Consider the following 14,371-nt stretch of genomic DNA (forward strand, 5'->3'; position numbering starts at 1 on the left):
CGCGCGCCCGCTTTCGGAGCAGTCCAAGCACACCGTTGTTTCGATTCGCTTTTTTACGGAACTCAACGTTTTGTCCACGACGTTGTCCACACGAAGTGTGGACAACGTCCCGATGAATGACGAAATTCAGCGCCTATGTCAACGAAGAAGCCCAGCGCGGCCTATAGCGAAGCATCGATCAAGGTGCTCAAGGGCCTTGAGCCGGTCAAGCAGCGGCCCGGCATGTACACCCGTACCGAAAATCCGCTGCACATCATTCAGGAAGTCATCGACAATGCGTCCGACGAGGCGCTCGGCGGCTACGGCAAGCAGATCACGGTCACGCTGCATGCCGACCAGTCGGTGTCGGTCGAGGACGACGGCCGCGGCATCCCGTTCGGGATGCACCCCGAAGAGGGTGTGCCGGTCGTCGAGATCGTATTTACGCGCCTGCACGCGGGCGGCAAGTTCGACAAGGCTGCAGGCGGCGCGTACACGTTCTCGGGTGGCCTGCACGGCGTCGGCGTGTCGGTGACGAACGCACTCGCGACGCGTCTCGACGTGACGGTCTGGCGCGACGGCAAGATCGCCGAGCTCGGCTTCGCGGAAGGCGACGTCGTGAAGCCGCTCGCGACGCAAGGCGCGGGCCGCGGCGAGAAGAAGTCCGGCACGCGCGTGCGGGTCTGGCCGAATCCGAAGTACTTCGATTCGCCGAACCTGCCGCTTGGCGAGCTGCAGCGTCTGCTGCGCTCGAAGGCCGTGCTGCTGCCGGGCGTCGAGGTGGTGCTCGTCAATGAGAAGACCGGCGAACGCCAGGCGTGGAAGTACGAGGACGGCCTGCGCGGCTACCTGCTCGACGAGATGAACGGCAGCGAGCTGCTGATCCCGCTGTTCGAAGGCGAGCGCTTCGCCGATGCGCGTTCGACCGACGAAACCTTCGCCGAAGGGGAAGGCGCGTCGTGGGTCGTCGCATGGAGCGAGGAAGGATCGCTCGTGCGCGAGTCGTACGTGAACCTGATCCCGACGCCGGCCGGCGGCACGCACGAGTCGGGCTTGCGTGACGGTCTCTACCAGGCGGTCAAGAGCTTCGTCGAACTGCACAACCTGCAGCCGAAGGGCGTGAAGTTGCTCGCGGAAGACGTGTTCGCGCGCGTGTCGTTCGTGCTGTCCGCGAAGGTGCTCGATCCGCAGTTCCAGGGGCAGATCAAGGAACGCCTGAACAGCCGCGACGCGGTGAAGCTCGTGTCGTCGTTCTCGCGTCCGGCGCTCGAACTGTGGCTGAACCAGCACGTCGAGCACGGCAAGAAGCTCGCCGAACTGGTGATCAAGCAGGCGCAGGCGCGCACACGTGCGGGCCAGAAGGTCGAGAAGCGCAAGAGCTCGGGCGTCGCTGTGCTGCCGGGCAAGCTGACTGATTGCGAGACGGAAGATATCGCGCGCAACGAGTTGTTTCTCGTCGAGGGCGACTCGGCGGGCGGTTCCGCAAAGATGGGCCGCGACAAGGAATACCAGGCGATCCTGCCGCTGCGCGGCAAAGTGCTGAACACGTGGGAAACCGAGCGTGATCGCCTGTTCGCGAACAACGAAGTTCACGACATCTCGGTCGCGATCGGCGTCGATCCGCACAGCCCCGACGACACCGTCGACCTGTCGAATCTGCGCTACGGCAAGATCTGCATCCTGTCGGATGCGGACGTCGACGGCTCGCACATCCAGGTGCTGCTGCTCACGCTGTTCTTCAAGCATTTCCCGCAACTGATCGAGCGCGGTCACGTGCATGTCGCGCGGCCGCCGCTGTTCCGCGTCGATGCGCCCGCGCGCGGCAAGAAGCCCGCGCAGAAGCTCTATGCGCTCGACGAAGGCGAACTCGAGGCGACCCTCGACAAGCTGCGCAAGGACGGCGTGCGCGAAACGCAGTGGAGCATCAGCCGCTTCAAGGGTCTCGGCGAAATGAGCGCGGAGCAGTTGTGGGACACGACGATGAACCCCGACACGCGCCGCCTGATGCCGGTGAAGCTCGGCGAACTCGACTACGAGGCGACCGTCGCGCGGATGACCATGCTGATGGGCAAGGGCGAGGCAGCCGCGCGACGCGGCTGGCTCGAGGAAAAGGGCAACGACGTCGAAGCGGACATCTAAACCCGCGCGGCCGGGCATGACGCCCGGCCCGGCCTCACGCCACTTACGAATACGGAATTCAGATGGACGACAATACTTCCGATCTCTTCGCCGGGTCCGACGCACCGGACGCCGAAGCGCTGACGCTCGGCAACTACGCGGAGCAGGCGTATCTCAGCTACGCGGTCAGCGTCGTGAAGAGCCGCGCGCTGCCCGACGTGTGCGACGGCCAGAAGCCGGTGCAGCGCCGGATCCTGTTCGCGATGAACGAAATGGGCCTCGGCCCGGACGCGAAGCCGGTGAAGTCGGCGCGCGTGGTGGGCGACGTGCTCGGTAAATACCACCCGCACGGCGACCAGTCGGCATACGATGCGCTCGTGCGTCTCGCGCAGGATTTCTCGCTGCGCTATCCGCTGATCGACGGGCAGGGCAACTTCGGCTCGCGCGACGGCGACGGCGCGGCAGCGATGCGATACACCGAGGCGAGGCTCACGCCGATCTCGAAGCTGCTGCTCGACGAGATCGACCAGGGCACGGTCGACTTCATGCCGAACTACGACGGCTCGTTCGAGGAACCGAAGACGCTGCCGAGCCGCATGCCGTTCGTGCTGCTGAACGGCGCATCGGGCATCGCGGTGGGTCTCGCGACCGAGATTCCGTCCCACAACCTGCGCGAGGTCGCGGCGGCGGCGGTCGCGTTGATCCGCAATCCGAAGCTCACGCACGCGGAGCTGATGAACCTGATCCCCGGCCCGGACTTCCCGGGCGGCGGCCAGATCATCTCGAGCGACACGGAGATCGCGGCGGCCTATGAAACCGGCCGCGGCAGCCTGAAGGTACGCGCGCGCTGGAAGATCGAGGATCTCGCGCGCGGCCAGTGGCAGCTCGTCGTCACCGAGCTGCCGCCGAACACGTCGGGCCAGAAGGTGCTCGAGGAAATCGAGGAACTTACCAATCCGAAGCTCAAGCTCGGCAAGAAGACGCTCACGCCCGAGCAGCTCAACACCAAGAAGGCGATGCTCGACCTGCTCGACGCGGTGCGCGACGAGTCGGGCAAGGAAGCGGCGGTGCGGCTCGTGTTCGAGCCGAAGTCGCGCACGATCGACCAGACCGAATTCGTGAACACGCTGCTCGCGTATACGAGCCTCGAGTCGAACGCGACACTGAACCTCGTGATGATCGGCGCCGACGGCCGGCCAGGCCAGAAGGGGCTGCTGACGATCCTCGACGAATGGGTGAAGTTCCGCCAGCTCACGATGACGCGCCGCTGCCGCCATCGTCTCGCGAAGGTCGACGACCGCATCCACATCCTCGAAGGGCGGATGATCGTCTTCCTGAACATCGACGAGGTGATCCGCATCATCCGCGAGTCGGATGAGCCGAAGGCTGCGCTGATGAGCGCGTTCGGCCTGAGCGACCGCCAGGCCGAAGACATCCTCGAAATCCGCCTGCGTCAGCTCGCGCGGCTCGAGAAGATCAAGATCGAGAAGGAACTCGAGGCGCTGCGTGACGAGAAGGCGAAGCTCGAGGAACTGCTCGCGAACGAAAGCGCGATGAAGCGGCTGATGATCAAGGAGATCGAGGCCGACGCGAAGCAGTACGGCGACGATCGCCGCACCCTGATCCAGCAGGAAAAGCGCGCGACGTTCGAGGCGAAGGTCGTCGACGAGCCGGTGACGGTCGTCGTGTCGCAGAAGGGCTGGGTGCGTGCGCTGAAGGGTCACGGGCTCGACCCGGCCGGCTTCTCGTTCAAGGCAGGCGATCACCTGTATGCGGCATTCCAGTGCCGCACGCCCGATCGACTGATCGCGTGGGGCAGCAGCGGCCGCGTGTACTCGGTCGACGTGTCGGTGCTGCCGGGCGGGCGCGGCGACGGCGTGCCGGTGACGTCATTGATCGAGCTCGAATCGGGCTCGCACCTGATGCACTACTACGCAGCGCCGGCCGACCAGCAACTGCTGCTCGCGTCGAGCAACGGCTTCGGCTTCCTCGCGAAGGTCGGCGACATGGTGAGCCGCGTGAAGGCCGGCAAGTCGTTCATGACCATCGATGCGGGCGCGGTGCCGCTCGCGCCGATGCCCGTGCTGCCGAACGCAACGCAGGTCGCGTGCCTGTCGAGCGGCGGTCGACTGCTGGTGTTCGGGATGGACGAGATGAAGACGCTGTCGGGTGGCGGTCGCGGCGTGATCCTGATGGCGCTCGACGACAAGGAAACGCTCGTGCAGGCGCTCGCGATCGACCCGGCCGGCGTCGTGCTGATCGGCACCGGCCGCGGCGGCAAGGCGCAGGACGAAACGCTGTCGTACGCGGGGCTCGCGCCGCACGTCGGCAAGCGTGCGCGCAAGGGCCGCGCGCCGGAAACGAAGCTCAAGGTCGTCAGCGAGCTGCGTCCGCTGCTCGGCTGACGCCGCATCCGTTGGCCGGCTCGACCGGTATCGAAGGCCGCACCTCCGCTTCGGCGGGCGTGCGGCCGATTCTTTTTTGCGCGACGCATCCAGGCAAGCGCGAGTGGCGCCATCACGCGGAACTTGCAAAATATTGTGAAATTCCGCCAGGGGTCTGAACCGAGCGGCGGCGCGCGGGTCGAACGTCGCTCGAGACCGCGCGTGACGCGGCTGTTCGTTGCACTTAACTCATACCAGGATTGCCGCCATGTCCCACGCTGTTGCCGTCGCGCTGTTTCTTCATCTGCTGGCCGTCGCCGTGTGGGTGGGCGGGATGGTCTTCGCGCACTTCTGCCTGCGCCCGGCGCTGTCCGACCTGACGCCGCAGTTGCGACTGCCGCTGATCGAGGGCGTGTTCGGCCGATTCTTCAACTGGGTGTCGGGGTCGGTGATCGTGATCCTGCTGTCCGGCGGTTTCCTGCTCACGGCATTCGGCGGCGCGCACGCGACGTGGACGCTGCATGCGATGGCGGGGCTCGGTGTCGTGATGATGCTGATCTTCGGCCACATCCGCTTCGCGCTGTTCCCGCGCATCCGCCGCGCGGTGCAGGCGCAGAACTGGCCGGACGGCGCGCGCGCGGTGAACACGGTGCGCCTGCTTGTCGTCGTCAACCTCGTGCTCGGCGTCGTGACGATTGGCGCAGCCGTGCTGTCGCGCGGCCTCTGAGCGCGAACGCCTGACCTTGCGGCGCCGTTCGGCGCGCGCCGCCGGCGCGATGCCGCGCGCCGCTATGCGGCCAGCATCGCGTCGAGCAGCCACGCGCCGGCCGGGCCGAGCGGCCGGTTGCGCGACCACACCGCATCGACCCGCACGCGGCGCGGCCAGCCACGCGAGCGCAGCTCGCAGAGGCGCTCGCCCGCGAAGTGCTCGACCATCCAGCGCGGCAGCTCGGCCCAGCCGAACCCCAGCACCGCCATCTCCAGCAGCATCAGGTAGCTCGGCGCGAGCCAGCGCTGCGTGCCGATGACGATCCGGTCGTCGGCGCCGCGATCCTCCGGTTTCACATACGTGTTGAGGCGCAGCTCGCGCGCGTCGCGCAGCGCAGCATGCGGCACGTCAGCGTCGCCGTAGGCGGCCAGCGCGTGCGTGCGCCCGACGAACAGGCCGATGTCCGATTCCTCCGCCACCGTCGCCGCGCCGATATCGGGCGGGTAGGCGGCGCGCGCGGCCATCAGCCCGAGCTGGGCGCGGCCCTGCTGGATCAGGTCGAGCACGTCCTCGTGTTCGGCAATCTGGCATTCGAGTTCCAGCGTCGGAAAGCGCCGCTCGAGCGCCATCAAGGTTTCCTCGTAACGCTTCGATTGATACGTATCGGACACGACGAGCGTCAGCCGTGCTTCCTCGCCCTGCGCGAGCCGCGCGGCGGTGCGGTCGATCGCCGCGCCGGCCTCCAGTGCGCGCTGCACCTGCGGCAGCAGCGCACGTCCGGCGTCGGTCAGCGTCGGTGCGCGCGTCGAGCGGTCGAACAACTGCACGCCGAGATCGATCTCGAGGTTCGCGATCGCTTCGGACACCGTCGACTGGCGCTTGCCGAGCTTGCGCGCGGCGGCCGTGAACGAGCCGAGCAGCGCGGCTTCGGCGAAGGCGAGCAGGGCTTCGGGGGCGTGGCGCATGCGCGGGTCTCACGGCGTTATATCGGTAAAACCGATGATATCAAACTGGATTCATGCATTTACGCCGATCAAAATGGCCGGCATACGCTTCACAAACGAACTGGAGGGACCCATGAAACAGATGAACAAGACGGTGACGGAGCGCCTCGTTCACGCGCTGACGTTCGAACTGGTGGCGATCGCGCTGTGCGCGCCGATCGGAGCGTGGTTGCTCGACATGCCGGTGTCGCACGTCGGCGTGCTGACGGTGATGGTGTCGCTGATCGCGATGGCCTGGAACATGACGTTCAACACGCTGTTCGACCGTTTCGAGCGCCGCGCCGGCCTCACGCGCACGCTCGGGATGCGGATCGCGCACGCGGTCGTGTTCGAACTCGGCCTGGTCGCAATGGTGGTGCCGGTTGCCGCGTGGTGGCTGAACGTGAGCCTGGTCGAGGCGCTGCTGCTCGACCTCGGCATCGTGCTGTTCTTCCTGCCGTACACGTTCTGCTTCAACCTCGCGTACGACGCGTTGCGTGCACGCTGGGTCGCACGCCGCGTCGCCGTGCAGGCGAGTTGAACGGCCAGCCGTCGGTGGTGGTGGAGGGTGTGCCGTCAGTGCGCGATGGCGGCCCATAACAGCCACGCGCCGCACACGATCGCGACCGCACCATAGACGGCGTACACGGGCACCTTGAAGCGCGTGAAGCACAGCGTCGCAAACGCGCCCGTGAGCCAGTAGACGGGATCGGCCGGTTCGCGGTGGAGGATCCTCACGACGGCGACGACGAGAAAACCCGTCGTTGCCGCGCGCAGCAGGCGCATCCCGTGCTCGAAGCGCGAATGGCGCTTGAGCCGGAGCAGATGGTTCTGCGCGAACGCGACGAGACACCCCGACGGAATGAACAGTGCGGCGGTCGCGAGCAGCGCGCCGGTCCAGCCGTCGGTCAGGTAGCCGAGGAACGGCACGACGTTCAGCAGCGGGCCGGGCGACACCGGCGACAGCGCGAACGCGAGCGTGAAGTCGTGATCGGAGATGCCGGTGGCCGGCGACACGAACAGCGTCTTGAGCACGGGCAGCGCGGAGAAGCCGCCGCCGAACAGCGTCATGCCGGCGCCGGCGAGCCGCGGCCACAGCAGCGTCTCCTGGTAGTCGCCGGGCAGCGGCAGCGCGAACAGCGCGACGAGCGCGGCGAGCAGCACGAGCAGGTTGCGGTCGCGTTTCGACAGCGTGAAGTCGACCGATGCGTGTTGCGGCGGCCCGGTCAGCCAGCCGGCTGCAAACGCAGCGAAGAGAATCCCGACGAAGGCGGCCGGACTATGCGCGAAAGCGAGCAGAATCGTCGATAGCGCGGCGATTGCCTGTTCGAGCCGTGTGCTCGCGAGCGTGCGCAACTGCTTGACCCACGTGACGCCGATCAGCGCGGCGAGCACCATCCCGAAGTGATTGATCAGCATCGGCGCGGCAAGCGAGCGCACGATCGGCGTGCGGTAGAAGATCGCGAACAGCGTCATCAGCAAGGAGAACGGCAGCACGCTCGCGATGCCGGCGATCCATGCGCCGGTGCGGCCGTGCAGCGTCTGGCCGACCTGCACCGCGACATTGCAGCCGACGGGGCCTGGCACGAGCCATGCCAGGGCGACGAGATCGGCGAACACGTGCGGCTCGATGCGCTGCAACCGGTCGACGTAGTGGCGTTCGAGCTGCGCCATCATCGAAAGCCCGCCCCAGGACACGGCGGAAATGCTGGCCACGACCTTGAACAAGGCCCAAAGGGATGCCTGTGCCTGTTCGACACGTTCGGCCGCTTCGACTTCGACGGTTGTCATGACTGTGCTGTTGGCGCTGGGCCTGGTCTCGCGCGTGGAAACGTGCCGGCGGCCCGCCGACACGATGGCCCTCCCGATTGTCCGCCGCGCATCGTGACACTGCCATGCGCGAAAACGCTAGTTCATGAACTAAACAACCGGATCGGAAACCGAAATAATCGGTGTGCGGCGCAACATTGCCGCGCGGGCTGCGGACTCAGGCGCCCGTGCTGCCGGTCGCGCGGTGCGTGAGGACGTTCGGCAGGTCGCCGCGCACGCCGAAGCGTGCGATCAGCGCGGGGACCGCGTCGGCCGGCACGGGGCGCGAGAACAGGAAGCCCTGCGCCTCGATCTCGCCGAGCGCGGACAGCCATGCGATCTGCTCCTCGGTTTCGGTGCCCTCGACGACGACCGTCAGGCCGAGCGAGCGCGCAAGATGCACGATCGACGACACCATCACGCACACGCTGCGATCGTTCGGGATCGCCTGCACGAACGAGCGGTCGACCTTCAGCGTATCGACGGAGAAGCGGTGCAGGTACGACAGCGACGAATACCCGGTACCGAAATCGTCGAGCGCGACCCGGATGCCGAGCTTCTTCAACGCGACGATCTTCTCCGAGACGAGCTCCGGATATTCCATCATCGCGGTTTCGGTGATCTCGATTTCGAGCCGGTTCGCCTCGATGCCGGTGTCCTGCAGCGCCTGCGAAATCGTCTCGATCAGGTCGCCGCGCCAGAACTGCACCGGCGAGATGTTGACCGCGAGCGTCAGCGTGTCGTGGCCATCGTCGCGCCAGCGCGCGATCTGTTCGCACGCGGTGCGGATCACGAAGTCGCCGATGGGCACGATCAGGCCCGTCGATTCGGCAATCGAAATGAATTCGTTCGCGGAGATGATCCCGTGCTCGGGGTGATCCCAGCGCGCGAGCGCCTCGAAGCCGGTGATCGTGCGGTGCGTCAGGTCGATCTTCGGCTGGTAAGCGAGGAACAGTTGCCCCTCGGCGAGCGCGACGCGCAATTGCTGTTCCCAGCGCATCAGGTGGTCCGCGCGATGCGACAGGTGCGGCGCGTAGAACTGGTAGCAGTTCTTGCCCGCGTCCTTCGCGCTGTACATCGCGAGATCGGCCTTCTTCAGCAGGTCGATCTCGCTTTCGTTCGCGACGGTGTGCAGCGCGATGCCGATGCTCGCGTGCAGCACGAACGAACTGCCGCGCACGTCGAACGACTCGGCGAACATCCGGATGATCGCTTCCGCGAGCCGCACCGCGCGCCGTTCGACGTCGTCGCCCTTCATCACGACGACGAACTCGTCGCCGCCGATCCGTGCAAGCGACCCCTCGTCGCCGACGGCATCCGACAGGCGCGACGCGGTCATCTGCAGCACGATGTCGCCGGCGTTGTGGCCGAGGGTGTCATTGACGGTCTTGAAGTTGTCGAGGTCGATGAACAGCAGGCCCAGCCGCGACAGGCTGGCCGGCATCGACACGTCGTTGCGCAGCCCGCGCAGCGTCGCGTAGCGGTTCGCGAGGCCGGTGAGGAGGTCGTATTCGGCGAGCTGGGTCATCTCGCGCTCGCGGCCGAGCAGCTTGCCGATCAGCCCCGTCGCGACGCCGAAGAACGCGAGCATCGCGAGCGTGATGAAGCTCGTCATCAGCAGATAGACGTTGCGCGTGTGGTAGTAGTCCGCGAATTCTTCGGACTGCGACAGCCCGACCATCACCGCGAGCGGGTAGCCGTCGAGGTGGCGGTACGACACGATGCGCGTCACGCCGTCGATCGGGTCGATGATCGTGCCCGTCACGCGCTCGGAGATCGGGTAGACGCCCGATGCGGAGAACGCGCCGGGTGCGTTGTTGAGCGAGCCGGTGCGCCGCGCGAGCACGGCGCCCGTGTCGGACACCACGGCGATCACGCCTTCCTTGCCGATCGCCGCGTTGTTGTAGAAATCGTTCGTGAAGTAGCTCGGGTCTTCCGACACCACGACGATGCCCGCGAAGCTGCCGTCCGGATTGTTCAGGCGCCGCGTCATCTGCAGCGTCCAGTGGCTCGACACGCGGCCGAGCACGGGCTTGCTGATGTACAGGCGGTCGTCGTTGTGTGCGAGGTGGACCTTGAAGTGCTCGCGGTCGGCCAGGTTGATCGGCTTCGGATGGAGTTCGGCCGTGTTCGCGAACAGGATGCCCTTCGCGTTGACGAGCGAAACCTGGATCAGCGTGTCGCTCGGCACGACGCCTTTTTCGACCGCGCTCGCGAGGTTGAAGCGCGCGGGCGATTTCTCGAATTCGAACTTGACGAAGCGGGTGATCTGGTCGACCTGGTGGATCGCCTTGACCGTGTGCTGTTCGAGCGCCGACGACAGGATCGCCGCCGAGGCCGCCGCTTCCTTGTACGCGCTGTCCTTTTCGACCGACAGCCGCGCGACGATCACCGCCCACAGCAGCGCAAGCGCCAGCATCCCGAGCAGCGGGATCGCGAACAGCGCGCGCCGGCGCGACTTGCGCGGCGCGCGCAGCGGTCGGGTCGGCGGCGTGTGGTTTGACCGGGCGGAGCTCATCTGAGAGGGCGGCGTCCTGCTCGCATGCGTCATCCGTCTGGATGGCTGGCTATGGTTCGGGTTGTCCCGACGTCTGTTCGTTCGCGGGACACGCAACCATGGACAGACCTCCGAAACAACGGATTAGGCCCGATATTACTGGCTGGAACGCTTTTGCGATAGTTGGGCGAATCGTAGGGGCGCCGGACGGGCCGGCGCCATCGCACATCGCGAAATGTTAAACAGGAGACCGGAAGGTGCCGTCGACGACCGTGACGACGTGGCCGCCGATCCACGTGGTGCCGTCTTCGTCATAACTGACGGAGATGCGGCCGTCGCGGCCGATCGCCGTACCCTGGCGGGCCGTATACGACTGGCCGGGGCGGCGCTCCTGCCGCGTCAGCAACCCGGCCAGCGCGGCGTTGGCGCTGCCGGTGACCGGGTCCTCGCCGAAGCCGAAGTTGCCGCCCGTCATCAGGCAGCGGATTTCGAATGTCGCGGGGCCGCCTTCGGCATGCGGCGCGTAGACGGCGAGGCCGTCCACGCCATAGCGGCGCGTGAGTGCCTCCAGCGCGGCCGGATCGGGCGACAGGCCGACGCACGCGTCGGCCGACTTCAGTCGCACGACCAGCCACGGCGCGCCGTTGTCCACCGCACACGGCTCGGCATCCAGGTCGATCGCGTCACTGCGCAACGCGGCAGCCAGCGCCGCGTAGTCCGAACGGTCGAGCGGCGTGACGCGGGCAGGCGGCGCGGCGAACGCCCAGCCGCCGGCCTGCTCGCGCAGCGCGACCCGGCCGACCCCGCACTGCTGGATCAGCCGGCCCGGCGTGCGTGGCCGCGCGCCGCTTTCCAGGAACGCATGTGCGGTGCCGAGCGTCGGGTGGCCGGCGAACGGCAGTTCACCGGCCGTCGTGAAGATCCGCACGCGGTAGTCGGCGTCCGGATCGGTCGGCGTGCAGACGAACGTCGTTTCCGACAGGTTCGTCCAGCGGGCGATCTCGAGCATGGCGTCGTCGCCGAGCGAATCGGCGTCGAACACGACGGCGAGCGGGTTGCCCTTGAACGGCACCGACGTGAAGACGTCGACCTGCTTGAAGCGGACGAGACGACCGGTCATATTGATGCGCCCGTTACGCGACTTCGGCGATCAGTTCGATCTCGACGCACGCGCCGAGCGGAATCTGCGCGACGCCGAACGCCGAACGCGCGTGCTTGCCTGCGTCGCCGAACACTTCGGCGATCAGTTCCGACGCACCGTTCGTCACGATGTGCTGTTCGGTGAAGTCGAGCGTCGAGTTGACGAGGCTCATCAGCTTCACGATGCGCGTGACCTTGTTCAGGTCGCCCGTGTGCGCGTGCAGCGTCGCGAGCAGGTCGATCGCGATCGAGCGTGCGGCCGCCTTGCCGTCTTCCGTCTGCAGATCCGCGCCGAGCTTGCCGGCCCAGACCTTGCCGTCCTTCTTCGCGATGTGGCCCGACAGGTAGACCGTGTTGCCGCTTTGCGCGCTCATCACGTAGGCGGCGGCGGGTGCGCCGGCGGTCGGGAGTTCGATGCCGAGCGACTTCAGTTTGTCGTAGACGTTAGCCATGTGTTCGATTCCTCGTTGAGAGTCGTGACAGGAAAAAGGGGATCAGAGACGCTCGCGCAGCAGCTTGCCGAGGCGCGCGACGCCTTCCTCGATCTTCTCCGGCGGCACCGTTACGAACGACAGGCGCAGCGTGTTCTGCTGCGGGTCGTTCGCGAAGAACGGCGCACCCGGCACGAAGGCGACGTGGTTGGCGACCGCGGCCTCGAGCAGCTTCATGCTGTCGATCTGCGCGGGCAGGTTGACCCAGATGAACATGCCGCCGTCCGGACGGTTCCACGTGACGCCTTCTGGCATGTGGCGCGCGAGCGACGCGAGCATCGCCTCGCATTGCGCGCCGTACAGCTGGCGGATCGTCGGGATGTGTTCGTCGAGGAAGCCGTCCTTGATCACTTCGTGCGCGATGCGCTGCGTGAGCGTCGGCGTGTGCAGGTCGGTGGCCTGCTTGGCCTGCACGAGCTTGAAGTGGAGTTCCTCCGGGGCAATGATGTAGCCGATCCGCAGGCCCGGCGCGAGCACCTTCGAGAACGTGCCGAGGTGCACGATATGGTCGGGCGCCATCGACAGCATCGTCGGCAGCGGTTCGCCCTGGTAGTTCAGTGCGCCGTACGGGTCGTCTTCCAGCACCGGGAACGGGCTCGACTGCGCGAACGCGGCGAGCGCGCGACGGCGCTCGACGGGCAGGCGGCGGCCGGTCGGGTTCTGGAAGTTCGGCTGCGCGTACAGCAGGCGCGCACCTTGCGTCAGGTCGGGCGTGAGGCCTTCGGGCAGCAGGCCCAGCTCGTCGGTCGGCACCTGCACGTAGCGCGGCTCGTACAGCGAGAACGACTGCAGCGCGCCGAGGTAGGTCGGGGTTTCGACGAGGATCGGGCTGTCCGGATCGATCAGCGCCTTGCCGAGCAGGTCGAGCGCCTGCTGCGAGCCGGTCGTGATCAGCACCTGCGACACGCGCACGCTGTAGCGCTCGGCGATCCATTCGCGCAGCGGCAGGTAGCCTTCGGTTGCGCTGTACTGGAGTGCGGCGGCGGGCGCATCGCGCAGCACGCGGTCGGCCGCGGCGCGCATGCGTTCGGCCGGGAACGTCGCGGGAGCGGGCAGGCCGCCTGCGAACGAGATGACCTCGGGGCGTTCCGTGACCTTCAGGATCTCGCGGATCGCAGAGCTCGTCAGCTTGCGGGCGCGTTCGGAAAGCTGCCAGTGCGGCGGATGCAGGTCGCTCGGATTCATAGTCTCCTCGTTCGGATATCGTGGTCAGTCAAGAAAGGTCGATCGGGCTGATCGCGTCGACGCGGCCGGGTGGGCGCGCGGGAGCGCGATCGGGCCGTCGCGGCCGGGTGGGCAAAACCGTTCAGGCAAAACGAACATTATGGCGCACCTCATCAACCGGCGCGAGCGGCGCGCGGGGCCGTGGCCACCGCCGAGCGCCGGCCCAGCATCACGGTCGCGATCACGGCGGCCGCGAACAGCCAGGTCGACGGCGTCACCGTCTCGCCGAACAGCAGCGCGGAAAAGGCGATCGTGAAGAAGATCTGCAGCAGCTGCACCTGGCCGACCCGCGCGATGCCGCCCATGGCGAGCCCGGCGTACCACGCGAAAAAGCCGATGAATTGCGAAAAAAGGGTCACGTAGCCGAATGCAAGCCACGTGCGCAACGCGAGCGGGGCAGGGTGCGCGACGTGCTGCGTCCACGCGAGCCAGCCGACCGGCAGCACCAGGAACGGCGCGGACACGACGAGCGCCCAGCAGATCACCTGCCAGCCGCCGATCTGGCGCGCGAGGCGCGCGCCTTCCGCGTAGCCGAGCGCGCCGATGCCGACCGCGACGAGCATCAGTGCGTCGCCGGCCTGCACCGTGCCGCCGCCGTCACGCAGCGCGAACGCGATCACGAGCGCGCTGCCCGCCAGCGCGCTGGCCCAGAACGCCTTCGACGGCCGCTCGTGCGACAGCCACGCCGCGTACAGCGCGACGAACAGCGGCTGCAGCCCGTTGACGACCGCGCCGTGCGAGGCCGGCACGGTTTTCATCGCCCAGGCGGAGAACACCGGATACGCGATGATCACGCCGGCCGACACGACTGCGAGGCTTTTCAGCTGCGCGCGGGTCGGCAGCCGTTCGCGGCGCCACCACAGCAGCAGGCCGGCCGGCACCGACGCGGCGAGCGCGCGGCCGAGCCCGTTCAGCAGCGGGTTGAGTTCGGAGACGACGATACGCGTCATCGGCAGCGTCAGGCTGAAGATCATCACGCCGATGAGGCCGAGCAGCATGCCCCGGGTTTCGCGCGAATTCATGAAATGGGTGTCTCC

Annotated in this window: 11 protein-coding genes; 4 read left to right on the forward strand and 7 right to left on the reverse strand. The window is 67.1% G+C overall.

The features are described from left to right. The first annotated feature begins 135 nt into the window (after positions 1 to 135). From DIE11_RS20815 to DIE11_RS20825, 3 genes are all read left to right on the forward strand, one after another. The gene (locus DIE11_RS20815) at positions 136 to 2,118 is read left to right on the forward strand and encodes a DNA topoisomerase IV subunit B (protein ID WP_059600344.1); all 1,983 of its coding nucleotides are present in this window, start codon (positions 136 to 138) and stop codon (positions 2,116 to 2,118) included. A gap of 62 nt (positions 2,119 to 2,180) precedes the next feature. Continuing rightward, positions 2,181 to 4,502: a DNA topoisomerase IV subunit A gene (gene parC / locus DIE11_RS20820; protein WP_124626753.1), complete on the forward strand. Its 2,322-nt coding sequence runs from the start codon at positions 2,181 to 2,183 to the stop codon at positions 4,500 to 4,502. A gap of 247 nt (positions 4,503 to 4,749) precedes the next feature. Then, positions 4,750 to 5,208 carry a CopD family protein gene (locus DIE11_RS20825; RefSeq protein ID WP_059600346.1) on the forward strand — a complete coding sequence of 153 codons (459 nt, stop codon included), beginning with the start codon at positions 4,750 to 4,752 and terminating at the stop codon, positions 5,206 to 5,208. A 62-nt stretch (positions 5,209 to 5,270) separates the two neighbouring features. Here DIE11_RS20825 and DIE11_RS20830 read toward each other — a convergent pair whose 3' ends face one another. Then, positions 5,271 to 6,155: a LysR family transcriptional regulator gene (locus DIE11_RS20830; protein ID WP_124626755.1), complete on the reverse strand. Its 885-nt coding sequence runs from the start codon at positions 6,153 to 6,155 to the stop codon at positions 5,271 to 5,273. Between the two features lie 112 nt (positions 6,156 to 6,267). Between DIE11_RS20830 and DIE11_RS20835 the strand changes: the two genes are divergently transcribed. Further along, on the forward strand, positions 6,268 to 6,714 hold the full coding sequence (locus DIE11_RS20835; protein WP_059527391.1) for a multidrug/biocide efflux PACE transporter: 447 nt from the start codon (positions 6,268 to 6,270) through the stop codon (positions 6,712 to 6,714). 35 nt (positions 6,715 to 6,749) lie between these two features. Here the strand turns inward: DIE11_RS20835 and DIE11_RS20840 are convergent, their stop codons facing one another. The 6 genes from DIE11_RS20840 to DIE11_RS20865 all read right to left on the reverse strand — a co-directional run bounded on the left by DIE11_RS20840 (position 6,750) and on the right by DIE11_RS20865 (position 14,356). Then, positions 6,750 to 7,964, reverse strand: coding sequence for a chromate transporter (locus DIE11_RS20840; RefSeq protein WP_124626757.1), 1,215 nt, complete (start codon positions 7,962 to 7,964; stop codon positions 6,750 to 6,752). A gap of 196 nt (positions 7,965 to 8,160) precedes the next feature. Then, on the reverse strand, positions 8,161 to 10,500 hold the full coding sequence (locus DIE11_RS20845; RefSeq protein ID WP_124626759.1) for an EAL domain-containing protein: 2,340 nt from the start codon (positions 10,498 to 10,500) through the stop codon (positions 8,161 to 8,163). A gap of 217 nt (positions 10,501 to 10,717) precedes the next feature. Further along, entirely contained in the window at positions 10,718 to 11,599 is an 882-nt protein-coding gene (locus DIE11_RS20850; RefSeq protein WP_124626761.1) for a PhzF family phenazine biosynthesis protein, read from the reverse strand. A gap of 13 nt (positions 11,600 to 11,612) precedes the next feature. Then, on the reverse strand, positions 11,613 to 12,071 hold the full coding sequence (locus DIE11_RS20855) for a RidA family protein (protein ID WP_034208050.1): 459 nt from the start codon (positions 12,069 to 12,071) through the stop codon (positions 11,613 to 11,615). Between the two features lie 42 nt (positions 12,072 to 12,113). After that, on the reverse strand, positions 12,114 to 13,295 hold the full coding sequence (locus DIE11_RS20860) for a PLP-dependent aminotransferase family protein (protein ID WP_059600352.1): 1,182 nt from the start codon (positions 13,293 to 13,295) through the stop codon (positions 12,114 to 12,116). 152 nt (positions 13,296 to 13,447) lie between these two features. Next, positions 13,448 to 14,356: a DMT family transporter gene (locus DIE11_RS20865; protein WP_124626763.1), complete on the reverse strand. Its 909-nt coding sequence runs from the start codon at positions 14,354 to 14,356 to the stop codon at positions 13,448 to 13,450. Between the last annotated feature and the right edge of the window lie 15 nt (positions 14,357 to 14,371).

It is taken from the genome of Burkholderia sp. Bp9012 (assembly GCF_003853825.1).
Taxonomy (GTDB): Bacteria; Pseudomonadota; Gammaproteobacteria; order Burkholderiales; family Burkholderiaceae; genus Burkholderia; species Burkholderia diffusa.